The following is a 21629-nucleotide window of genomic DNA, read 5'->3' on the forward strand; positions in this document are numbered from 1 at the left end:
TGATAAGTTGTTCTTTTTTAAGGACTATTTGATTTTAAAATAATTGACAGTCATTCAGATTTAATGTTAACTATATTTATAAACAAGTTAACATTAGGGGTGACAATTGTGACAATAAATAGTAAAACGATTGAAAAATCATCTTATACATATGAAGAATTAGCAGAGAAAAATAAAGCTTACGTATGGCACCCATTTACACAAATGAAAGATTATTTAGAAGAAGATCCTGTCATTATTGAACGTGGAGAGGGAAGAAAGCTATACGATGTAAATGGTAATGAATATTGGGATGGTGTTTCATCTATATGGTTAAATGTTCACGGACATCAAGTACCGGAATTAGATGAAGCAATTCGTGAGCAATTAAATAAAATTGCTCATTCTACTATGTTAGGACTTGCTAATGTTCCATCTATTTTATTAGCAGAAAAAATTATTGAGGTTGTACCAGATGGATTGAAGAAGGTATTCTATTCTGATTCAGGTTCTACCGCTGTTGAAATTGCAATTAAGATGGCTTTCCAATATTGGCAGCATAAAGGGAAACCAAAGAAACAAAGATTCGTTACATTAAAAGAAGCATATCACGGTGATACAATTGGAGCTGTTTCGGTAGGAGCAATAGACTTGTTTCACCAAGTGTATAGTTCGCTCTTATTTGATGCGATTAAAATGCCGTATCCATATACATATCGTTCTCCTTACGGAAATAATAAGGAGGAAATTGTAAAAAGCCATTTAGAAGAAATGGAAGAATTGTTGAAAGAAAAGCATGAAGAAGTAGCTGCCATCATTGTAGAGCCATTAATGCAAGGTGCTGGCGGGATGATTACAATGCCAAAAGGATATTTAAAAGGACTGCGCGATTTATGTACTAAGTACAATGTATTATTTATTACAGATGAGGTAGCGACTGGATTTGGGCGTACTGGGAAAATGTTTGCATGTGAACATGAAAATGTGACGCCAGACATTTTAACTGCTGGGAAAGGTTTAACAGGTGGATATTTACCAATTGCAGTTACGGTAACGACGGATGAAATATATAATGCCTTCTTAGGAGAATATGAAGAACAAAAAACATTTTTCCATGGACATAGCTACACAGGCAATCCGTTAGGGTGTGCCGTAGCAATCGCGAATCTAGAACTATATGAAAAAACAAATTTAATAGAAGAAGTGGCACGTAAAACGGATTATGTGGCAGCGCAATTAGAAAAGCTCTTTGCGTATAAACATGTAGGTGATATTCGTCAGTGCGGATTAATGGTTGGTATTGAGCTTGTGAAGAATAAGGAAACGAAAGAAGCGTTCGACTGGACAGAAAGAGTCGGTGTTCAAGTATGTAAACGCTCAAGAGAGCTGGGTATGATTTTGCGCCCGCTCGGCAACACGATTGTATTTATGCCTCCTCTTGCTTCTACAATTGATGAGATTGACGATATGTTACGTATTTTATATAAAGCAATCTCGGATGTTACGGAGGGAGAATAATGAGCGGTTTTTTTATAACAGCAACAGATACTGAAGTTGGAAAAACTGTAGTTACAGGTGCATTAGCAGGTGTATTTAGAGAACTTGGGTATAACGTAGGGGTGTATAAACCGTTGCAAAGTGGGCATGTTGCATCAAACCCTGAGGGAGATGCGGCAAGGTTAAAAGCATTATCAGGTGTACCGACACAAGAAAATGAAATTTGCCCTTATTCTATTGAAGAACCACTTGCTCCGAGACTTGCCATGAAAAGAGCTGGAAGAGTAGTAAAGTTAAAAGAAATTACTGATTACTATAATGAACTATTAAAAGAGTTTAATAGCTTATTTGTAGAAGGGGCAGGTGGGCTTGCTGTCCCATATACAGAAGATGCTTTAGTAATTGATTTTGCAAAAGAATTACAGTTGCCTCTTATTGTAGTAGCTCGTCCTACATTAGGAACAGTAAATCATACAGTGTTAACGATTGCTTACGCAAAGGCGCATGGCTTAACCGTAGCGGGTGTCATTTTGTCAGGTTGCAAAGAATGTGAAATGGAAAGAGTGCAAGAAAATAAAGAGATGATTGAAGAGCTGAGCGGGGTACCAGTTTTAGGATTATTACCATTCTTTGAAGGTGAGTTTACGAAAGAAGAAGTATTAGAATCTGCAAAAGAACATATTATGATTTCAAAATTAGAGGAGTTTATCCAAAATGAATCAAACGTGGCGGGCGCACCTTCAATCTAAATTACAACAATTACATGAGCAAGGGCAGTATCGTGATTTGCATGTAACAGAGAAGGCAGAAGAGACTTGGCTTATTCGAGATAAAAAAAAGATGTTAAATTTAGCGTCAAATAATTATTTAGGGTTAGCTGGAGATGAAAGGTTAAAAGAAGCTGCTATTGCCTGTACAAAAAGATATGGAACTGGAGCGACTGCCTCTCGTCTCGTTGTAGGAAATCATCCATTATATGAAGAGGTTGAGAGAAGCATATGTGACTGGAAAGGTACTGAAAGAGCTTTAATTGTAAATAGTGGGTATACGGCAAATATAGGTGCCATATCTTCTTTGGCCTCTCGGCACGATATTGTTTTTAGTGATAAGTTAAATCATGCAAGTATTGTTGATGGAATCCTATTAAGCGGGGCAGAGCATAAAAGGTATCGTCATAATGATTTGGATCATTTAGAGAAGCTGTTGAAAATGGCTTCGCCTGAAAAAAGGAAATTAATCGTAACAGATACCGTTTTTAGTATGGATGGTGATACTGTGTATTTAAGAGATTTAGTACAGCTGAAAGAGAAATACGGGGCAATCATTATAGTCGATGAAGCACATGCGAGTGGAATATATGGAATCGGCGGAGCTGGGTTATCTCATATAGAAAAAAATCTTGCTCAAAAAATTGATATACATATGGGGACGTTTAGCAAGGCTTTAGGGTGTTATGGTGCGTATTTGACAGGTGATGAAATTTATATAGAGTATTTACAAAATATGATGAGAAGCTTTATTTTTACTACAGCTTTACCACCAAGTACGTTAGGAGCAGTGCAAAAAGCAATTGAAATTGTAAAAGAAGATAACGAAAGAAGAGAGAACCTTATAGCAAACGGAGAATACTTCAGAACTAAATTAAGGGATGCTGGTTTTGATATTGGGAATAGTTCAACTCATATTGTACCGATTGTAGTCGGTTCAAATGAACATGCTTTACGATTTAGTAAAAGGTTGCAAGAGGCAGGGATTGCGGCCATTGCAATTCGTCCGCCAACTGTGCCGGTTCATAGTTCTCGAATTCGCTTTGCAGTTACATCGCAACATACAATAGCTGATTTAAAATGGGCTATTGATCGAATTATTCACATTGCGAAAGAAGAGGAGATTTTCGTATGAACGAGCTAAAGATTATTTTTATCCCCGGATGGGGAATGGAAGAGAATATTTGGGATTTAGTACTTCCGTATTTTAAAGGATATCCTGTTGAATGCATAGATTGGCATAATGTGAAAGAACGAAGTGAATTTGCGGAACGAATTATAGATGTAGCGCATAACGACAACGTAATTTTAGTTGGATGGTCACTAGGAGCGTTAGCAGCAGTTGAAGCTTATAAAAAGATTCAGGCAAAAGGCATCGTATTAATTGGTGGGACCGCTAAATTTACAAATACGAGTGACTATAGTAATGGATGGAATGCTTTGCATGTAGAACGGCTGAAAAGGAATTTGGTGAGAAGGAAAGAAGATACGCTCAAGCGGTTTTATGAAAATATGTTTACGAAAGATGAGCTAAAAGAGAACAAAAATTTTGAAGACATTGTAGACCATTTTAAAGGTGATTCTATTCAGTCTTTACAACTAGGTTTGGATTATTTAATAGAAACAGATATGAGAGAAGAACTAAAAGAAATTAAAGTACCTATACTACTTATCCACGGAGAACAGGATGTAATATGCCCATTGTCTGCGGCACGTAGTATGACGGAGAATAGCAGCAGCGAGCTGAAAGTAGTAAGTGAAGCAGGGCATGCATTATGTGTAACGAATTTTGAATATTGCGCAAATGAGATAATTCAATTTGTAGAGGGGATACGACATGATCAACAAAACGTTACTACAAAAACGGTTTAATGGGGCAGCCGTATCTTACGATCGATATGCAAATGTACAAAAAAAGATGGCACATTCATTACTTTCAATCTTAAAGGAACGATATAGTGAAACGGCATCAATACGTATTTTAGAACTGGGATGCGGGACGGGGTATGTAACAGAACAATTATCAAAGTTATTTCCGAAAGCACATATTACAGCAGTTGATTTTGCTGAAAGTATGATTGCGATTGCGCAAACTAGACAAAATGTAAAAAATGTAACGTTTCACTGTGAAGATATTGAGCAATTACGATTAGAAGAATCATATGATGTCATTATTTCAAATGCTACATTTCAATGGTTAAATAATTTACAACAAGTGTTAAGAAATTTATTTCAACATTTTTCTATAGATGGGATATTACTCTTTTCAACGTTTGGACATGAAACATTTCAAGAATTGCATGCTTCGTTCCAACGTGCGAAAGAAGAAAGAAATATAAAAAATGAAATATCGATTGGTCAACGTTTTTATTCAAAAGATCAGTTGCTTCATATATGTAAGATAGAAACAGGGGATGTGCATGTTTCTGAAACATGTTACATAGAGAGTTTTACAGAAGTTAAGGAGTTTCTGCATTCTATTCGAAAAGTAGGAGCAACTAATAGCAATGAAGGATCATATTGTCAAAGTCCCTCACTCTTTCGTGCGATGCTACGCATATACGAAAGAGACTTCACGGGAAATGAAGGGATAATGGCAACGTATCATGCTTTATTTATACATATAACAAAAGAGGGGAAGAGATGAAATGAAACAAGTACAAACAAAAAGGGATTGGAAAAAACTTGCATACGACGTAGTGGAAGAGAAAATGATTACGAAAGAAGATGCAATAGCGATATTAGAAGCTGATGATACAGAAGTTTTAGAAATTATGAATGCAGCTTACATTATTCGCCATCATCACTTTGGTAAGAAAGTAAAATTGAATATGATTATTAATACGAAATCTGGATTATGTCCTGAAGATTGTGGATATTGCTCACAGTCTATTATTTCAGAAGCACCGATTGATAAATATGCATGGTTAACGCAGGAGAAGATTGTAGAAGGGGCACATGAAGCAATACGCCGTAAAGCAGGTACATATTGTATTGTAGCGTCTGGTCGTCGTCCGACGGATAAAGAGGTAAATCACGTAATTGGAGCAGTTAAGGAAATTCGTGAAACGACAGACTTGAAGATTTGTTGTTGTTTAGGTTTCTTAAATGAAGATCAAGCAGGACGTTTAGCGGAAGCAGGCGTGCACCGTTATAACCACAACTTAAATACACATGCAAATAATTACGATAGCATTTGTTCAACTCATACGTATGATGATCGTGTTGATACAGTTCAAAAAGCAAAACAAGCTGGTATTTCACCATGCTCTGGAGCGATTTTTGGCATGGGAGAAACAATTGAAGAGCGTGCTGAAATTGCATTTGAATTACAACGTATAGATGCAGATTCTATCCCTTGTAATTTCCTTGTTGCTGTAAAGGGGACACCTCTTGAAGGGCAAAAAGAGTTAACGCCAGTAGAATGTTTAAAAGTACTTGCAATGATGCGTTTTGTAAACCCAACAAAAGAAATTCGTATTTCAGGAGGACGTGAAATCAATTTACGTTCTGTACAGCCAATCGGTTTATTTGCAGCAAATTCTATTTTTGTCGGGGACTACTTAACGACAGCTGGACAAGAGCCGACTGCGGACTGGGGTATGATTGCAGATTTAGGATTTGAGATTGAAGAATGTGCATTATAAGATAGATGAAAAAGCAAACTTGTAAAAGAGTTTGCTTTTTTGTAAATAAAATGTAATAAATAGTCGTGAACGCTTGATACTATTGGTTTTTGAACGAAAAAAAGAATTTTTGTGGACGAATTTTCCAAGCCCTAGTTGTACATAGTAAATATGTAATTTATATTGGGTTGGAGGATTTTACATGTACAAATACATATTAGCGATTATGACTTGTTTAATTTTAATAAAAGCAATAAGTTCTGATCCAGTTAAGGCTACCGAAAATCCTGAACAAAAAGAGATGCAACAAAGAATCGAACAACACTTTCGAACGAAAGCTGAACATTTTGGATTGAAAACGGAAGGAAAAGATTTAAAGGAAGTTAGAAAAGAAATTACTATTATAGAAGAAGCGAAAAAAAGAGAGAATGTATGGAGAACAGCACAAGCTCTTCATATAAAAACAGAAGGAAAAACGATGAATGAATTAATAAAAGATGTACAAAAAAAGGTGAAAAAATAAAAAGAGGCCGCAGCCTCTTTTTTTATGCCCATTGTTTTGATAAGTGAGCCATTTCAATTGCAGCAACAGCTGATTCATATCCTTTATTACCAGCTTTCGTACCTGCGCGTTCAATCGCTTGTTCAATTGTTTCTGTCGTTAATACGCCGAAAATAACTGGGATGTCCATTTGTAGTGATAAAGACGCAACACCTTTTGCTACCTCATTACAAACGTAATCGTAGTGAGTTGTAGCACCTCGGATTACAGTACCTAATGTAATAACAGCATCATACTTTCCGCTACTAGCCATCTTTTTAGCGATTAAAGGAATTTCAAATGCACCAGGAACCCAAGCAACATCAATATCACTTTCTTCTACACCGTGACGCTTTAATCCGTCTAAAGCTCCGCCAAGTAACTTACTTGTAATAAATTCGTTAAAACGTCCAACAACAACTCCAACTTTTAATCCTGTACCAACTAAATGACCTTCGAATACCATAATAAATCTCTCCTTTAATTATAAGTTTAGTAAGTGTCCTAATTTATTTACTTTCGTTTGTAAATACGATTTATTCTCTTCTTTTGCCGGCATTTGCAACGGTACACGCTCGACTACTTCTAAATCGTAACCTTGTAAGCCAGCAATTTTTCTTGGGTTATTCGTTAATAATCGTAAGCTTTGTAAACCTAAATCTTTTAATATTTGAGCACCGATACCGTAATCACGAAGATCAGCAGGGAAGCCGAGTTTTTCATTTGCTTCTACAGTATCGAATCCTTCTTCTTGTAATTTATAAGCGCGAAGCTTATTAAGAAGCCCAATGCCTCTTCCTTCTTGTCTCATATAAAGAAGAACACCTTTTCCTTCACGCTCAATTTGAGCAAGTGCTGCATGGAGTTGTGGTCCGCAATCGCAGCGATGTGAACCGAATACATCTCCTGTTAAGCATTCAGAATGAACACGTACAAGTACCGGTTCACCTGTTGAAATATCACCTTTTACAAGTGCGATATGTTCTTTCGTATCTAATGAGTTAGAATAGCCAATTGCGTGGAAAGTACCGAAATCTGTAGGTAATGTAATTTCCACTTCTCTCGTCACAAGTGTTTCATGATGGCGGCGATAAGCAATTAAATCTTCTATTGTAATCAATTTTATATCAAATTGTTTTGCACATTCTATTAAATCAGGTACACGTGCCATCGTGCCGTCCTCATTTATAATTTCGCAAATAACTCCAGCTGGTTCGGCACCGCATAGCTTTGCTAAATCAACAGCAGCTTCTGTATGACCTGCACGACGCAGGACACCGCCTTCTTTCGCAATTAATGGAAAGATATGTCCAGGTCGATTGAAATCAGCGCCTTTTGATGCGGGGTTTAACAATTCTTGTATCGTAGTTGCACGTTCGTGAGCGCTAATCCCTGTTGTTGTAGAAACATGGTCAATGCTCACTGTAAACGCAGTATGATGTGAATCTGTATTATGAGATACCATTGGTTCTAATTGTAGACGTTCCGCGTACCCTGCTGTAATCGGTACACAAACGAGACCACGGCCATGTGTAATCATAAAATTAATTGTTTCTGGTGTAATGTACTCTGCTAAAGCAATAAAATCGCCTTCATTTTCTCGGTTTTCATCATCACATACGATAACGACTTTACCTTGTTTTAAATCTTCTAGAGCTTCTTCAATACGATGAAACATTGTGCTTCCCCCTTATAGAAATCCGTTTTCTTGTAAAAAGCTTTCAGTCATTGAACCTACTCGTTTTGTAGGTTTAGTAATAAAGCGTTCGATATATTTACCAATCATGTCACACTCAATGTTTACGATATCTCCGGCATTTTTTTCTCCAATGACAGATTCGCTTACTGTGTGCGGGATGAGTGAAATCGTTATGGAAGATTCGTCTATAGCAAATATCGTTAAACTCGTTCCATCAACAGCAATGGACCCTTTCTGCAAACAATAGCGCAGCAGTTCATCAGAAATTGCTATTTTGTAATAGACGGCATTGTAATGTTGTTTTTTATTTAAAATCGTTCCGATGCCATCAATATGTCCTGAAACGAAATGTCCACCGAATCGTCCGTTTGCAGCCATTGCTCGTTCTAAATTTACTTTAGAGTGTGGTTTAAGTATACGAAGTGATGTCGACTGCATCGTTTCGGGCATTGCATCAACTGTAAATGAAGTAGTTGTAAAGTTTGTTACAGTTAAGCAAATACCGTTAACCGCGATACTATCACCTAAGTGAACATCTGATAAAATTTTCTTTGCATGAATCGTTAATTTCATCGCTTCTCCACTTTGTTGCATGTTTGCTATCGTTCCTAATTCTTCTACAATTCCTGTAAACATTTCGTCACCTCGTTTCGGGCATTCGCAACGATTTTTATATCATCACCAATTTGTTTCATCTCTTGAATTTTCAAGGAAAGCGCATCTTGTAATTTTGAAAAACCATTTCCTCCAAATAAAGTAGGAGCATCTTTCCCACCAATTAATTTCGGGCTTATATAGGTTACAATTTCATTAAAATTGTTTGTTTTTAAGAAACTTGCATGAATCGATTGGCCACCTTCAACGAATAGAGAAAGAATTTGTTTCTCTCCAAGAAAGGAAAGAAGGTCCTCGATTTCTATATGCTTCGTTTCCATTTGGAATATAGCTATATTTTTAGATTCATAAGAAGATATCTTCTCTTTCTTTACATCCTTACCGACAATAATCCATGTCGGTGCTAAACCATCTGTTATAACATGAGAAGATGGTGGCGTTCGTAAATGGGTATCTAAAACAACGCGAATAGGATGTTTCCCACCATTTGGAATTCTTGTTGTTAAATGAGGATTATCAGCTATAACTGTATTCACTCCAACAAGAATTGCATCATGTGTATGGCGATATTGGTGAACATCAGCACGTGCTTCTTCACCTGTAATCCACTTACTTTCACCAGTTACAGTTGCTGTTTTTCCATCTAAGCTCATCGCTGTTTTGATTGTTACAAAAGGGCGTTTCGTTTTCATGTAGTGAAAAAAGTAGCGATTTAATAAAACTGCTTCTGCTTCAAGAACACCAGTAGTTACTTCAATTCTAGCTTCCTCTAATCTTCTTTTTCCGTTACCAGAAACGAGCGGATTACAATCGAGAGTAGCAATTACAACACGCTTAACTCCTTTTTCGATGAGCAATTCACAGCAAGGTGGTGTTTTTCCAAAGTGGCTACACGGTTCCAGTGTTACATAAACGGTAGCGTCTTTGGCGTTCTGACCAGCCATTTGAAGGGCATGAACTTCTGCGTGTTCTTCACCAGCTCGTAAATGAGCGCCCATACCAACGATGTTTCCATCTTTTACAACAACAGCACCAACCATAGGATTTGGACTTGTTTGTCCTGATGTTCCTTCTGCTAACTGCAGGGCAATCCTCATATATTCTTGATCTGTCATTTTCTTCACCTCTCCAAAAAAAATCAAAAAACCCCAAGGATTTAATATCCTTGGGGTTTGGGAGACGTGATTTCTAGAAATATAGTTTGAATACGAAAGCATAGGAAAGAAACCTAACGATAATTGATATTTCTGCATAAGGAAAAAACCTAGCAAAATATCGAATTTTTAAACGCTAGTTGTCTCTTTTTATTTCAGTATAAAAAATAAGTATAGAAAATTAAACATATATAAAGAATCAAAATGAATCTTTAAAAATATGCATACTGAAATAAAAGTGTATTCACTATATAAAAAACTAGAAACATATCCTTCTCCCATCCAGACTATACTGTCGGCCCTAGAGTTTCACTAGATCCACCGTTTTCGAGTTGAAAACGGGTCACGGACTTAGAAGTTTTCACTTCATCACCGCCGGTTGGGAATTTCACCCGACCCCGAAGGATGCTGTTTGCTCAAATTATAGCACAAAAAAAATAAAAGGCTAGTAAAAAATATTCGAATGTGAAGAATTGTGTGAAAATATATGCAGGCTGGAATGGAAATAAAAGTATTAGAAATGTTGTAAAGAGAAGGGATATAACGGAGTTGCTAAAAAGAAAAAACATGCACAAAAAAATGTGCATGTCACATGTAAAATTATTCTGCCTCTGGTGCTCTAACAACAGACTCGAATTTACCTTTATGCGAAGCGTCGCAATAAGGCATATTTTTTGATAAACCACAACGGCATAAAGAAAATGCCGGTTTTGCTGGGAATGCATTCCCTTGTGAGTCGACTAATTCCACGTCCCCTGTAACGCGAAAAGAGCCATTATCATTTACTTTAATTTGTACTTTTGCCAACGTTATCCCTCCTTCCCAAACGCTTAATTTCATCATATAATCAAGGGAAGTGCTTGGCAATATAAAGTGAAACTTTAATTAGTGGGGGAGGCATCCCCCACTAATTATTAGTTGAACCAATCGGGCTTTTAGGGGCAGTTAATCTCCTACCTAACTTCTTTGTTTCAGCCGAATTTTGAGGTGGGAGTTTTACTGCCCGCAAATAGCGGAGAAAAAAGAGCACTTTGTTTGAGAAAGAAGAGAGTGTTATAATAGTTTTCATAACTGACTAGAGTAAGGTGACGAGAGATGGATAAACAATTACATACATTACGAAACATTGCAAATGAGCGCACGTGGGCATCATTTTTGAATGATAATCATCCATATAGTTTGTTACATTGGTCCATTGCAGGTGTAGGGCAAGAGGCAAAGGATGTTTGGTTACTGCAAGATGAAGTAACATTTCAAACGACAGAATTCCCAACGTTAGATGATGCAATGCAATGGATTTCTGAAAATATGGAACAAGTTACAGACGTTTTAGCGCAATAAAAAACAGGCTTATGCAAGCCTGTTTTTTGTTTCTTTCACATATGTGTTTAAAAATTGATCGACGGCTGCTTCGTACTCTTCTTTATTTTCGTTATAAGAGCAAGCGTGTGCACCGTGTTCTGCAATATAAAGCTGCTTATTATTTTCTTTCGCTTCATATAACGCTTTTGTCATATCAGCTAAAATATAGTCGTCATCTTTACTATGAATAAAGAGAACGGGATTGTTAATGTTTTTTATACAGTCGATTGGTGAAACTTCACGAATTGTATAACCGTCACGAACTTTCAAAAATGCGTTTGCTAAAGGTAATAAAGGCCATTTTGGTAAATGGAATTCAACCTTTAAACGGTGCTGTAATTGTCCGTGAAAATCAGAGAAAGGACAATCTGCAATATAGAAATCAGCACCATCTTCTACAAGTCCTGCGTATTGAAGAAGTGTTGCAGCTCCCATAGATTCACCATGAATACCAAGTGTAATATTGGTGCCAAAACGGTTTTTTAGCCAGTCAACTACGGATTTTAAATCATGTTTTTCATAGTATCCATAGCTTGTTGTTTTTCCGCCAGTTTTACCATGACGACGATGATCGTAAATGAGGACGTTATATCCTCTTTTTAAGAATAAGTTTGCATATTTTACAGAGTTTATTTTATTTACAGTTACACCGTGGCAAAAAACCATAAACTTATTGGTGGAATGACCAGCAGGAATGTAATATCCGTGAAGGTCGTATCCAAATTGTGAAGGGATATGAATTTCTTCTTTATGAAGAGCATCAAAATCCTCTATACGAAAATGTTTTTTCGTTTCTCTTTCGAGTACTTCTTCCTCTGTTTTTTTCTTTAAGTACATCACTTTATTTGTAAAGAAAATCCCAAGGGCAGTTATTGCACCTAGTATAGTAAACAGTGCTGCAAAAAAACGTTTCATACTTTACCTCATCCTCCAAATACCGTTACATGTGATACACTTATATTGTATCACAATGATATAAAAGGGGAGAAATAGGAAATGCTGCATATACAAAAAATTACGCCAGCGATGAAAGAAACAATCCGAATGTTCATGTGTGAGAACTGGGGAAGTTCATTGATGGTTTCACGTGGTAAGGGACATCAGTTAGAAGAGTTGCCAGGATTTGTTGCGCTCTCAGATGACAGAATAATCGGAATTATAACGTATGAAGTGACCAGAAATATGTGCGAAATTGTATCGCTAGATAGCTTTGAAGAAAGAAAAGGAATAGGGACGAAACTTGTGGATTGTGTATTACAAGTTGCAGAAGGAGAACGGTGCAGACAGGTTTGGCTTATTACAACTAATGATAATATGAATGCGTTACGATTTTACCAAAAACGTAATTTTGTAATGACTAATTTATATGTGAATGCGGTAGAGGAGGCACGAAAAATAAAGAAAGAAATTCCACGTATTGGATATGATAATATCCCGATTTTACATGAAATTCAGTTGGAGTATCGTTTAGTGAAATGATGTAACAATTTTCAGAAATATGAGTTATTAATCTTGACGGATAGTTTAATTTAGGTTACCGTAAAATTGTAATCTATTACCATATTAAGGGGTGACGATGTGGCAACTATACGTGATGTTGCAAAATTGGCAGGTGTTTCAGTCGCAACCGTTTCACGAGTTATTAATGAAAAAGGATACGTTCATGAGGACACAGTAAAACAAGTAAAGGAAGCAATTGAAGAATTACGTTATAGGCCAAACAGTGCAGCGAAGCCACTATTTAAAGAGGATTCAACGATAATTGCATTACTTGTAGATAATTTATGTAACCAATCAAACATCACTTTGCTACATTGTATTGAGGAAATAGCATATAAAGAAGGTTATCAAATCATTATTTGTAATATAGAGAATAAAGATAGATACATACATATGCTGAAGCAAAATAACATTGCAGGTGTTATTTTGACAAGAGCAGTTTTTAAAAGTGTAGGAAAAATTCCATTTCCGTTTGTTGTGATCGATGAGCAACAATCACATGGAAATTATTATGAAAGTGGACAGAGAGCTGTTTCTTTATTAAAAGAGAAAGGGTGTCACTTTCTTGCATATTTCGGTGAGGGAGAAGAAAGTGAAGAAATGGAAGATCATATAGCAGGGTTTTTAGACGCTGTTTGGGATGAAGGAATCTCTTATCGAGAAGAATGTGTACAAGGGTATACAAATAAACAATTTATTACATTATTGCAAAACAATCCGTATGTAGATGGAATTGTAGCCTCAAGTGATCAGATTGCTATTGATTTAATTCGGTCAGCGAGATTTCTAAATATACATATACCAGATAAATTAAAAATTGTTGGACCGAATGGGAGCATAGAGTGTGAATGGAGAGGTTCATCACTACCGACAATAGAAAGCTATGTCAGAGATAATGGAAAAGTAGCTTTTCAACAATTAAAAGGAAAAATAAAAAAGTAAAAGGTGCGTTTTATACGCACCTTTTTATAATGTAATTGCGGCAATAAAGCCAAATATAAGTAACGGTATATTGTAATGTAGAAAAGTGGGTACACATGTATCCCATATATGATGGTGCTGACCATCAGCATTTAAACCGGATGTTGGTCCAAGTGTACTATCCGATGCTGGAGATCCTGCGTCACCTAGCGCTCCGGCTGTACCGATAATTGCAATTGTGGCCATTGGACTAAATCCAAGCTGAATGCAAAGAGGTACAAAAATGGTTGTTAAGATAGGGATGGTTGAAAAGGATGAACCAATTCCCATCGTAACGAGAAGTCCAATAACGAGCATAAGAAATGCAGCGAGTGGTTTGTTATTTCCGATTATATGTGCACTCGTTTGCACTAGAGATTCAACATGTCCTGTTTTTCGAAGAACAGCGCCGAATCCGGCGGCAGCAATCATAACAAAGCCAATAAAGGACATCATACGCATTCCGCTTGTTAATATCGCATCTGCTTCTTTAAGTGGTAGACTGCCACTAACTGATAAGACGATAATACCTGCTAAAGCACCAAAAATCATTGATTCTGTTGTTAATTGAACAGTTAATGTAGCAATGATAGATAATAACCCGAAAGTAATGCTACGTTTTGTATAGGGAACGATTTCATTTTCGGTAGTATGAATTTGTTCTGTTTCATACGTACGAGGTTTTCGGTACGTAATGAATACCGCTACACATAATCCAATAATCATACCGATTGCTGGAATAGTCATTGCTTTTGGAATAAGTGCGACATCAAATGTAAGACCGCTTTGCGCAGCGTTGGTTTGCAATACGTCATGATAAATTTTTCCGAACCCTGCAGGGATCCACATATAAGGAGTAATCAATCCAAATGTAATAATACATGTGACAAGTCTGCGATCCACTTTCAGCTCAGTTAATACTTTTAAAAGTGCTGGAATTAAGATGGGGATGAAAGCAATGTGAACAGGAATCACATTTTGTGAGAAACAAGCCATCATTAAAATAATGAATAAAATAAGTACCTTAGAATAAACTTGTTTTTTCGTGTCTTGTTCATTGCCAATCCATTTTAATGCAGTTTGAATCATAGCATCTGGAAGTCCTGTTTTGGAAAGGGAAATAGCGAAACCACCAAGCATTGCATAACTTAAAGCGATTGGAGCACTGTTTCCAAGACCAGTTGTAAAAGTGTTAATCGTTTCTGAAATACCGAGTCCGCCGATAAGTCCGCCTGTTAAAGCTCCAACAATGATGGCGACAATGACCTGGACACGTAACAAACTAAGCAATAGCATAATTGCTACTGCGACGAGTACAGCGTTCATAATAAATGTAATCTCCCTAAATTTTTATTCTGTTAAGACAAGTACATATGAAACATTTTGCTATGTTTATACATACTTGCGACATATTATTATAAAATGTTTTCTATGAAATGTAAAAGAGCCTTTTGTGACTAATGCTGAAAAGCTAGCTCTTGTTTAATTGATTGCAAAGAATTGGCGAATAATTCTGGTTCTTCTAGATCAGGAGAATGTGCTGAGTTTGGGAACCAAATCATCTTTTTTATAGGCGCTTCAATAATATCGCAATATTCCTGAACGAGTGCATAAGGGGTTTGATAATCATAGCGACCAGAACAAAAATAAACTGGAATAGATAAACTTGAGATAGAAGAAAAGAAATCGATTGTCAGCATTTCTTCCCATAAAACGCCAGATTTTAAATTTCCTGCGAGAAACTTGAACCAATCTAATAGCGTGTACTCAGGAGAAAAGAAACCTTTTCGTATGAAAGAAAAGGAAGATCCATTTTGGATTGCGCCTCCGAATGTGCCAAGCCACTTTCTTTGAATAATGAGACGTCTCGTATCTAAAAATGGTGGCTTTCCTAATTTTAAAAGGGAAGCTAATGCTTTTTTATGATTATGTTTTTTTGCAGAACGAATTAAATGTTGATATAGCAATTCTTCATTTTGTTTCATATGTACAATTTGCCCAATACCGATGTAAGCCTCAATATACTTTGGATATTGATGTGCTATGTTAAGCCCAATGATACTTCCCCAAGAATGACCAGCGAGAAATAGTTTTTGTTTGTTGAACCTTTTAAGTACATATTGAATCACTTCTTTTGCATCGGAAACGAATTGTTCGATTGTGAAATTTGCTCCGAAATCTTTTATTGAAAAGGATTTACCAGCCCCGCGTTGATCCCAATTAATAACAATAAATTGCTTCTCTAATTCTTTTTGAAAATGGCGAATAAATCCGATTTGTGCCATCCCAGGTCCGCCGTGACAGCATAATAAAATAGGTTGCTCTACGTTTTGTCCACGCATAAGGAGAGTTTGTTTTCGATTATTAATCATAACGCTTTCTATCGTAGCGATACTGTTAGGAATGAGTTGTTTGTTTTCATTATAGAACTGAGGGGTGTAGCTACGAAAAAGCATATTGAAAACCTCCTTTTGTGAAATCGTATGAATCGCACAGGCTATTCATTTTGCATATACTGTTAGAAAATCATTGTAACATACCATACTAGTGTCATTTCAACACGGGAGGAGGGAAATTGTGACGATTGGAGAAATTATAGATGGTTTAAATAGACGTGAGCCCATCGCTATTATAGCAAAACGTCTTGAAATAAGCCCGTATACATTATCGAAGAAATTAAGATTGATTGGATACGAATATGATGGAGAGCAGAAGAAACGTATTTTTGTAGGAGATGGAGAAGAACCACGTCACTTACAACTCCAAGAAGCGACCGCCCTTCAATATGAGAAAACAGATTATCAATTGTTAATTTATGAGCAATTACAAAGCATTTATGAATTATTAAGAAAAAGAGAAGAAGTAATTGTACCAATTATGAGTAAAAGTGCAGAGAAGAAGAGACGAACCTTTTCTATTAATACAGAAATATTATCACAATTGGACCTTATATCAGAATCGAAAGGAATTCAAAAATCTAAACTTGTAGAAGAGGCGTTGCACCAATTTTTACAGCAATATGAAGTTGACAAAACATCACATTTTGATAACTAAAGAAAAGGATACTATGTTCATTGGAAGAACGAGTATCCTTTTTATGATGTATATTACGTATAAAATAGAGGATCAGTATAAATCCTTTATGGCGTGAAAAATGAAATTTATTATTAGAGAAACACTTAATTTACTTTTTGAATTCTTCCATCAATAACTGGCTGAATTGGTTCTTTTAATTGTTTTACGTAATCGACTAACGCTTCAAAGTCGTTTGGACCAGTTTCTGCATTTTTACCATTTTTAAATGATACGAATCCGTCACCGCCAGAAGCTAAGAAGGCATTTGCAACTACGCTATACATTTTAGATGGAGATAATTCTTCTCCGTTTGTTAAACGTATATTTGTAACTTTTTCACCGTTTGGTTTATTTGCATCCCACGTATATTGAATACCTGAAATTTGAAGCATTCTTGTTGTTCCTTTTTGCCATTGCTGATTTAAAATATCGCGAATGTCTTGACCTGTTAAATCTACTTTAATTAATTGATTTCCAAAAGGTTGAATGCCGTATAACTCACCCCACGTAATATCACCAGCATCTAAGTCATTACGAATGCCACCAGGATTCATGAGGGCGATTTGAGTTTGCATCGTTTGACGCTGAGCATCGGCAACTAAATTTCCAAGAGTGGACTCACCAGCATCATTTTGTTTACGGTCGATAGGTGCTGTAGATTTTCCGACTACTTCATTTACAAGTGGTGCAATTTTTTCTTTATATTGATCTAGTTTTTTCTTTACTTGTTTATCAGGTTCTACACCTTCATGATAGGGTGTAACAACTTCAGCTTTTTTCTTTACAATATCCTTTGTTTTACGATCAATTGTTACATCCACGTCTGAGAAAGCCGTTCCGTATGAATTTGCTTGGACAATTAGTTTATTATTTACTGTACCATTTACATACGTATGACTATGTCCACCGAAAATAACATCAACTTCTGGGTCTGTTTCATTTGCAATTCGAGTAAGATCGCCATTTGTTACCCCAGACTCATCGGTTGTTCCACCGACATGAGCAAGAACGACGATAGATTTAACGCCGAGACGTTTTAATTGTTGTGTTGATTTATTGTAGAGTAGGAAGCGAGCGCCTTGTCATATTGCTATGATAGGTTTCTCAAAACCCCTCACCGAACCGTACGTACTCCTCTCAGAGTATACGGCTCTCCATCAATTGCTTGTCAAAGTTATTTTTTTCTGTTTTTCGCTATAAGTTCTACTCTCATATCATAGTGAATTTCATTATGGCAATCCTCACATACGGCTAATGTTTTGCGTCTACGGGCAATCATTAATTTTTGCCATTTGGCTTTGCCTTTCTCAACATCTTTCATTTTTCGGACATGGTGCATTACTAAGTTAGAATCGGTTTTACCACAATGTTCACATTTGTTGGCTGACAACCTATCCATAAGACTAGTTGTTGACATATGAACTCTTGAGGCTAACAAGTTGTCGATGTTATTTTCTTGTGTTTTCATCTTAGTTATATCAACCGTTCTAAATCCTTCCCTGTAGAAAGAATGAGAGTGTTGTTTGCCTTTTTTATCTTTGTAATTGACTATGAATACACCGTTTTTGCAATATTTCCCCTTAATTTTTCCGATTGAGCTTTTATATTTATTGGCGAATGTTTTATACATGCTGTATTCTAGAACGTAACTGAATTTTTGGAGTACCGTTGAATTAACTGCATATTTGTAGTAGTTGTACATCCCTCTGATCTGTAATACATAATTATGTAGTATTTCCAAATCATCTAGGTGTGCCATTTCCGGTCTATGCTTTGGTTTCCAAGTTTCTTTCCCATTCACATACTTCATTTCTAAAACATTCAGGGCAAGTAATTTATTTCGCCATGTTTCATGGGGGATTTCAAGTCTTACTTTTAGATTGTGATGTCTTCTTTTTGCACCTTTCACCGAGTATTTGGTAAATAACTCGTTTCTAGTGATATTGACGTTGTACCCAAGAAATGTTGCTTTCTTGCTAGAGTGGGTGATAAGTGTTTTTTCTTCTGATAAAGTTAATTTTAATTCTTCATTGAGAAATTGAGCTATATCAGATTTAATGGCTTTGGCATCATCTTTACTGCCGATTATCATTACAATAAAGTCATCAGCATATCTAACATATTTTAGTGACTTAAATTTATCCGACATTGGATTGTAGTAGGGACGTTGTCCCCTTTCCTTAACCCATTCGTTGACTTGCTCGATTAATTCCTGAGCTTCATTGTGTTTACCTTGTTCTCTTAGTAAGTCTGCTTTCTTACGCCCTCTTTTTATTTTGAGGTGTAAGTATTGATATCTTTTATCAACTTCTCTGTCTTTTGGTTGACCTTTTCCGAACTTTTCAGCGTATTTTTCCATGTATATATCTAGTTCGTTTAGATATATGTTGGCAAGAAGAGGACTGAGAATCCCTCCTTGTGGTGTTCCACTGAATGTTTTGTGGAATTGCCAATCCTCCATGTACCCAGCTCTTAGGAACTTCCATATTAATCCGATGAGTGTTTCGTCATTGATACGTTTTCTTAGTAGGTTAATTAGGATATGGTGGTCGATATTGTCAAAGAAACCTTGAATATCACCTTCAATAAACCATTTAGTTCCATTACCACTCTTTTTAATTTGTTTCAAAGCTGTATGACAACCCCTATTTTTCCTGAATCCATGTGAGTTCTCAGAGAAGTTTGGTTCATAAATTGCTTCTAAGATATACTTTATTACTAATTGGACAAGTTTATCGTCAAATGTCGGTACCCCAAGAGGACGTTTTTTCTTACTCCCTTTTTTATCAATATATACTCGCTTAACAGGAGTAGGTTTATAGTTACCATTTTTAATGTTGTTGATGATTTTAGATACTCTATTTTTTGAGAAGCCATCAACAGTTTTATTTATGGTTCCTCTGGTCATATTACCTGGATTGGCATATATTTCTTGATAACCTTTATAGTAGAATTCTGGATTATAAAGATTTCTATATAATCTTTTGAACTTATAGTTTTCTTTAATAGTATTCTTCGACAAGGTGTTCAATACATAAACTGGATTTCTCATCAGCATCTCGCTTCCTTCCTGTTTATTATCATCATGAACTAATTGACTACCTTCCTTCGCCATCCTGATTTCACAACCATGACCTAACGTAATTTGTCATACGTTAGTGTGATAGGCTTTCCCTATCTCTGACTACTACGAAGGCTCCGTTACCATATGGAATATTCAAGAGCCACATTTCTTGGTTTTTACCTTGAAATCATCCTCTATAGCCATAAATGGCGCTTCCACTTAGGTAATCCCCATTTAGTACCTTGTAAATAGTTTGTAGTAATGTCGGTTGGGACTTTCAATCTTTACTAATGTACTTTAGTTGGTTCTCTAGTGTGAAACACACCTCTCTCCACAAAAAATAGATGAGCTGAACTAGAGACATATCGTTTCAATGTCTATTTCGATATGGTCGTCGATAAGACCCCTTGATTTATCCTTCACGCAGTTTAGCATTCAACCTTGTTTACCACGGTACACCTAGAAATTCAGTCGCACTCATGACATTAGAGTGACTTATCCCGTTGCAGCCATGCTACACTCCCCGCTCACTTTCGATTACGGATAAGGCTACCGGTGTCGGGTTGTTATCTTGTTTCACTTCACCCGCTGATTTACTAAATCAGAGTTTACAAGGCCCTTATGGGCGCACAATTGCTTCTACTTCATCAGTAATTTGTACATTGTTAAGCATCGTAGGCATAACGACATTTGGTGTATCAGTTGTAACAACCCCAATGAATCCTACAGGAACACCATCTACCATTTTTACAGTAAACGGTGGTAAAAATAAGCGGCCAGTTGATTTGTTGTAGAAGTTAGCAGCTACATAGGGGAAGTTAGCCCCTTTGAAATTCCCTGTTTTTTCATGATATCCACCGTAAATGAGGCGTTGCATTTCATCAATACCTTCATCAAATTCATGGTTTCCGATTGTACCGACATCAAATTTTAAGTCATTTAAAAATTCAATTGTCGGTTCATCTTGTAATAATGCTGAAACTGGTGGACTAGCTCCGACGATATCACCAGCATGTACGAGAAGTGTATTAGGGTTTTGTTTTTTACGTTCTTTTAAATAAGTAGCTAAGTAATCAGCGCCACCAGCTTCTTTATTATTGATTTTTTTAACAGTATCTAGTTGTCCATGGAAATCATTAATACCAAGCATTTGTACGTCTATGTAGCGGTTTTGTTCAGCTGGATTCTGAGATGGGGGAGCGGCAAATACGCTTGAAAAAGTAATGGTGCTTAAAACAGCAACGGCAGGAATAATTTTTTTCCACATAATATAATTCTCCTTTTTTTATAATCTGACATCATACGACATAATTTTAATAGATTCATAGGATTATAGCTACATAAAAATTTAGTCTTTTCGAAAAATTAACATATTTACAAAAAGTGAATAATAGAGTGAAGACCTTTTTTTATTGTCGATTTCATCGTGTATCTACTATAATGGAGAAAAAAGTAAAAGGTGAGTAGCATGAAGAAAAAGAAACAAAGACAAATACAAAGACAATCACAAGTGAATCAACCGAAGAAAGAAACACTTACATTAGGCGATCAATTAAATGATTCACTCATGCAACAATTAAAGAGTAAGAAGAAAGAGTTGCAAGTGAGGGAAGAGGAAAAAGAGGCAGCTGAACTGGAAAGAAAGCGCCAAGAACAAAAAGAACGTGAAAAGAATAAATCATTTGAAGAACTGCTAAGTGAAAGTAACCTTACTTGGAAAGACTTTAAATAATAAAAAATGATCAGTGGTATTTCACTGATCATTTTTTGACGAGCTTGTAAGAAAAGGG

21 protein-coding genes, 2 pseudogenes and 1 riboswitch are annotated in these 21629 nt (G+C 36.2%); of the genes and pseudogenes, 12 read left to right on the top strand and 11 right to left on the bottom strand.

The features are described from left to right. Nucleotides 1–63 precede the first annotated feature (63 nt). The 7 genes from bioA to QCI79_RS30505 all read left to right on the top strand — a co-directional run bounded on the left by bioA (nucleotide 64) and on the right by QCI79_RS30505 (nucleotide 6392). Nucleotides 64–1497, top strand: a complete 1434-nt coding sequence (gene bioA / locus QCI79_RS30475) for an adenosylmethionine--8-amino-7-oxononanoate transaminase (RefSeq protein WP_002132693.1) — start codon at nucleotides 64–66, stop codon at nucleotides 1495–1497. After that, nucleotides 1497–2225 carry a dethiobiotin synthase gene (gene bioD / locus QCI79_RS30480; protein ID WP_000012513.1) on the top strand — a complete coding sequence of 243 codons (729 nt, stop codon included), beginning with the start codon at nucleotides 1497–1499 and terminating at the stop codon, nucleotides 2223–2225. Before bioA ends, bioD begins: the two co-directional genes overlap by 1 nt. Next, a complete protein-coding gene (gene bioF / locus QCI79_RS30485; RefSeq protein ID WP_001077292.1) occupies nucleotides 2191–3378 on the top strand; it encodes an 8-amino-7-oxononanoate synthase in 1188 nt (395 codons plus the stop codon). Before bioD ends, bioF begins: the two co-directional genes overlap by 35 nt. Further along, nucleotides 3375–4115, top strand: coding sequence for an alpha/beta fold hydrolase (locus QCI79_RS30490; protein WP_001004161.1), 741 nt, complete (start codon nucleotides 3375–3377; stop codon nucleotides 4113–4115). The genes bioF and QCI79_RS30490 overlap by 4 nt, the downstream gene beginning before the upstream one ends. Beyond that, nucleotides 4081–4890, top strand: coding sequence for a malonyl-ACP O-methyltransferase BioC (gene bioC / locus QCI79_RS30495; RefSeq protein WP_000608905.1), 810 nt, complete (start codon nucleotides 4081–4083; stop codon nucleotides 4888–4890). Before QCI79_RS30490 ends, bioC begins: the two co-directional genes overlap by 35 nt. Before the next feature lies 1 nt (nucleotide 4891). Next, a complete protein-coding gene (gene bioB / locus QCI79_RS30500; protein ID WP_000815856.1) occupies nucleotides 4892–5890 on the top strand; it encodes a biotin synthase in 999 nt (332 codons plus the stop codon). A gap of 181 nt (nucleotides 5891–6071) precedes the next feature. Then, nucleotides 6072–6392 (top strand): hypothetical protein, encoded by a 321-nt coding sequence (locus QCI79_RS30505; protein ID WP_000280033.1) that lies wholly within the window; start codon nucleotides 6072–6074, stop codon nucleotides 6390–6392. 22 nt (nucleotides 6393–6414) lie between these two features. Here QCI79_RS30505 and ribH read toward each other — a convergent pair whose 3' ends face one another. The 5 genes from ribH to QCI79_RS30530 form a co-directional block, all read right to left on the bottom strand. Then, nucleotides 6415–6876, bottom strand: a complete 462-nt coding sequence (ribH, locus tag QCI79_RS30510; protein WP_000230899.1) for a 6,7-dimethyl-8-ribityllumazine synthase — start codon at nucleotides 6874–6876, stop codon at nucleotides 6415–6417. A gap of 18 nt (nucleotides 6877–6894) precedes the next feature. Next, nucleotides 6895–8088, bottom strand: coding sequence for a bifunctional 3,4-dihydroxy-2-butanone 4-phosphate synthase/GTP cyclohydrolase II (ribBA, locus tag QCI79_RS30515; RefSeq protein WP_000468979.1), 1194 nt, complete (start codon nucleotides 8086–8088; stop codon nucleotides 6895–6897). Between the two features lie 12 nt (nucleotides 8089–8100). Then, complete coding sequence (gene ribE / locus QCI79_RS30520; RefSeq protein WP_000493898.1) at nucleotides 8101–8745, bottom strand: riboflavin synthase subunit alpha; 645 nt, start codon at nucleotides 8743–8745, stop codon at nucleotides 8101–8103. Further along, on the bottom strand, nucleotides 8727–9839 hold the full coding sequence (gene ribD / locus QCI79_RS30525) for a bifunctional diaminohydroxyphosphoribosylaminopyrimidine deaminase/5-amino-6-(5-phosphoribosylamino)uracil reductase RibD (protein WP_000131988.1): 1113 nt from the start codon (nucleotides 9837–9839) through the stop codon (nucleotides 8727–8729). Before ribD ends, ribE begins: the two co-directional genes overlap by 19 nt. 305 nt (nucleotides 9840–10144) lie before the next feature. Then, nucleotides 10145–10288: riboswitch (FMN riboswitch) on the bottom strand. Between the two features lie 190 nt (nucleotides 10289–10478). Next, complete coding sequence (locus QCI79_RS30530; RefSeq protein ID WP_001151579.1) at nucleotides 10479–10685, bottom strand: CDGSH iron-sulfur domain-containing protein; 207 nt, start codon at nucleotides 10683–10685, stop codon at nucleotides 10479–10481. A 288-nt stretch (nucleotides 10686–10973) separates the two neighbouring features. On the opposite strand from QCI79_RS30530, the gene QCI79_RS30535 reads away from it, so the two are divergent. Then, nucleotides 10974–11219 (top strand): DUF2552 family protein, encoded by a 246-nt coding sequence (locus tag QCI79_RS30535; protein ID WP_000360793.1) that lies wholly within the window; start codon nucleotides 10974–10976, stop codon nucleotides 11217–11219. 9 nt (nucleotides 11220–11228) lie between these two features. Here the strand turns inward: QCI79_RS30535 and QCI79_RS30540 are convergent, their stop codons facing one another. Next, the gene (locus QCI79_RS30540) at nucleotides 11229–12155 is read right to left on the bottom strand and encodes an alpha/beta hydrolase (RefSeq protein ID WP_000819234.1); all 927 of its coding nucleotides are present in this window, start codon (nucleotides 12153–12155) and stop codon (nucleotides 11229–11231) included. 81 nt (nucleotides 12156–12236) lie between these two features. On the opposite strand from QCI79_RS30540, the gene QCI79_RS30545 reads away from it, so the two are divergent. Together QCI79_RS30545 and QCI79_RS30550 are read left to right on the top strand one after the other, a co-directional pair. Then, entirely contained in the window at nucleotides 12237–12719 is a 483-nt protein-coding gene (locus QCI79_RS30545) for a GNAT family N-acetyltransferase (protein ID WP_000902439.1), read from the top strand. Nucleotides 12720–12818: 99 nt separating this feature from the next. Then, the gene (locus QCI79_RS30550; protein ID WP_000201340.1) at nucleotides 12819–13682 is read left to right on the top strand and encodes a LacI family DNA-binding transcriptional regulator; all 864 of its coding nucleotides are present in this window, start codon (nucleotides 12819–12821) and stop codon (nucleotides 13680–13682) included. A 24-nt stretch (nucleotides 13683–13706) separates the two neighbouring features. Here the strand turns inward: QCI79_RS30550 and QCI79_RS30555 are convergent, their stop codons facing one another. Together QCI79_RS30555 and QCI79_RS30560 are read right to left on the bottom strand one after the other, a co-directional pair. After that, complete coding sequence (locus QCI79_RS30555; RefSeq protein ID WP_000994819.1) at nucleotides 13707–15026, bottom strand: Na+/H+ antiporter family protein; 1320 nt, start codon at nucleotides 15024–15026, stop codon at nucleotides 13707–13709. 131 nt (nucleotides 15027–15157) lie between these two features. Next, on the bottom strand, nucleotides 15158–16156 hold the full coding sequence (locus QCI79_RS30560) for an alpha/beta fold hydrolase (protein WP_000898965.1): 999 nt from the start codon (nucleotides 16154–16156) through the stop codon (nucleotides 15158–15160). Nucleotides 16157–16277: 121 nt separating this feature from the next. On the opposite strand from QCI79_RS30560, the gene QCI79_RS30565 reads away from it, so the two are divergent. Then, complete coding sequence (locus QCI79_RS30565) at nucleotides 16278–16754, top strand: ribbon-helix-helix domain-containing protein (RefSeq protein ID WP_000151925.1); 477 nt, start codon at nucleotides 16278–16280, stop codon at nucleotides 16752–16754. A gap of 125 nt (nucleotides 16755–16879) precedes the next feature. Here QCI79_RS30565 and QCI79_RS30570 read toward each other — a convergent pair. The 3 genes and pseudogenes from QCI79_RS30570 to QCI79_RS30580 form a co-directional block, all read right to left on the bottom strand. Continuing rightward, nucleotides 16880–17833, bottom strand: a pseudogene (locus tag QCI79_RS30570) (bifunctional metallophosphatase/5'-nucleotidase); the annotation flags it as partial. 116 nt (nucleotides 17834–17949) lie between these two features. Then, nucleotides 17950–19827 (bottom strand): reverse transcriptase domain-containing protein, encoded by a 1878-nt coding sequence (locus QCI79_RS30575; RefSeq protein ID WP_031310562.1) that lies wholly within the window; start codon nucleotides 19825–19827, stop codon nucleotides 17950–17952. Between the two features lie 643 nt (nucleotides 19828–20470). Next, nucleotides 20471–21106 (bottom strand): annotated as a pseudogene (locus tag QCI79_RS30580) (metallophosphoesterase); the annotation flags it as partial. Nucleotides 21107–21307: 201 nt separating this feature from the next. Here QCI79_RS30580 and QCI79_RS30585 point away from each other — a divergent pair. Then, on the top strand, nucleotides 21308–21571 hold the full coding sequence (locus QCI79_RS30585; protein ID WP_000727548.1) for a YqkE family protein: 264 nt from the start codon (nucleotides 21308–21310) through the stop codon (nucleotides 21569–21571). Nucleotides 21572–21629: the final 58 nt, after the last annotated feature.

Source organism: Bacillus cereus group sp. MG1 (genome assembly GCF_040460035.1).
GTDB lineage: Bacteria > Bacillota > Bacilli > Bacillales > Bacillaceae_G > Bacillus_A > Bacillus_A cereus.

What these genes read in the sequence shown, in the direction of transcription:
- bioA (WP_002132693.1), top strand. Translation starts at nt 64, where the DNA reads ATGTTAACTATATTTATAAACAAGTTAACATTAGGGGTGACAATTGTG.
- bioD (WP_000012513.1), top strand. Translation starts at nt 1,497, where the DNA reads ATGAGCGGTTTTTTTATAACAGCAACAGATACTGAAGTTGGAAAAACT.
- bioF (WP_001077292.1), top strand. Translation starts at nt 2,191, where the DNA reads ATGAATCAAACGTGGCGGGCGCACCTTCAATCTAAATTACAACAATTA.
- QCI79_RS30490 (WP_001004161.1), top strand. Translation starts at nt 3,375, where the DNA reads ATGAACGAGCTAAAGATTATTTTTATCCCCGGATGGGGAATGGAAGAG.
- bioC (WP_000608905.1), top strand. Translation starts at nt 4,081, where the DNA reads ATGATCAACAAAACGTTACTACAAAAACGGTTTAATGGGGCAGCCGTA.
- bioB (WP_000815856.1), top strand. Translation starts at nt 4,892, where the DNA reads ATGAAACAAGTACAAACAAAAAGGGATTGGAAAAAACTTGCATACGAC.
- QCI79_RS30505 (WP_000280033.1), top strand. Translation starts at nt 6,072, where the DNA reads ATGTACAAATACATATTAGCGATTATGACTTGTTTAATTTTAATAAAA.
- ribH (WP_000230899.1), bottom strand. Translation starts at nt 6,876, where the DNA reads ATGGTATTCGAAGGTCATTTAGTTGGTACAGGATTAAAAGTTGGAGTT.
- ribBA (WP_000468979.1), bottom strand. Translation starts at nt 8,088, where the DNA reads ATGTTTCATCGTATTGAAGAAGCTCTAGAAGATTTAAAACAAGGTAAA.
- ribE (WP_000493898.1), bottom strand. Translation starts at nt 8,745, where the DNA reads ATGTTTACAGGAATTGTAGAAGAATTAGGAACGATAGCAAACATGCAA.
- ribD (WP_000131988.1), bottom strand. Translation starts at nt 9,839, where the DNA reads ATGACAGATCAAGAATATATGAGGATTGCCCTGCAGTTAGCAGAAGGA.
- QCI79_RS30535 (WP_000360793.1), top strand. Translation starts at nt 10,974, where the DNA reads ATGGATAAACAATTACATACATTACGAAACATTGCAAATGAGCGCACG.
- QCI79_RS30540 (WP_000819234.1), bottom strand. Translation starts at nt 12,155, where the DNA reads ATGAAACGTTTTTTTGCAGCACTGTTTACTATACTAGGTGCAATAACT.
- QCI79_RS30545 (WP_000902439.1), top strand. Translation starts at nt 12,237, where the DNA reads ATGCTGCATATACAAAAAATTACGCCAGCGATGAAAGAAACAATCCGA.
- QCI79_RS30555 (WP_000994819.1), bottom strand. Translation starts at nt 15,026, where the DNA reads ATGAACGCTGTACTCGTCGCAGTAGCAATTATGCTATTGCTTAGTTTG.
- QCI79_RS30560 (WP_000898965.1), bottom strand. Translation starts at nt 16,156, where the DNA reads ATGCTTTTTCGTAGCTACACCCCTCAGTTCTATAATGAAAACAAACAA.
- QCI79_RS30575 (WP_031310562.1), bottom strand. Translation starts at nt 19,827, where the DNA reads ATGAGAAATCCAGTTTATGTATTGAACACCTTGTCGAAGAATACTATT.
- QCI79_RS30585 (WP_000727548.1), top strand. Translation starts at nt 21,308, where the DNA reads ATGAAGAAAAAGAAACAAAGACAAATACAAAGACAATCACAAGTGAAT.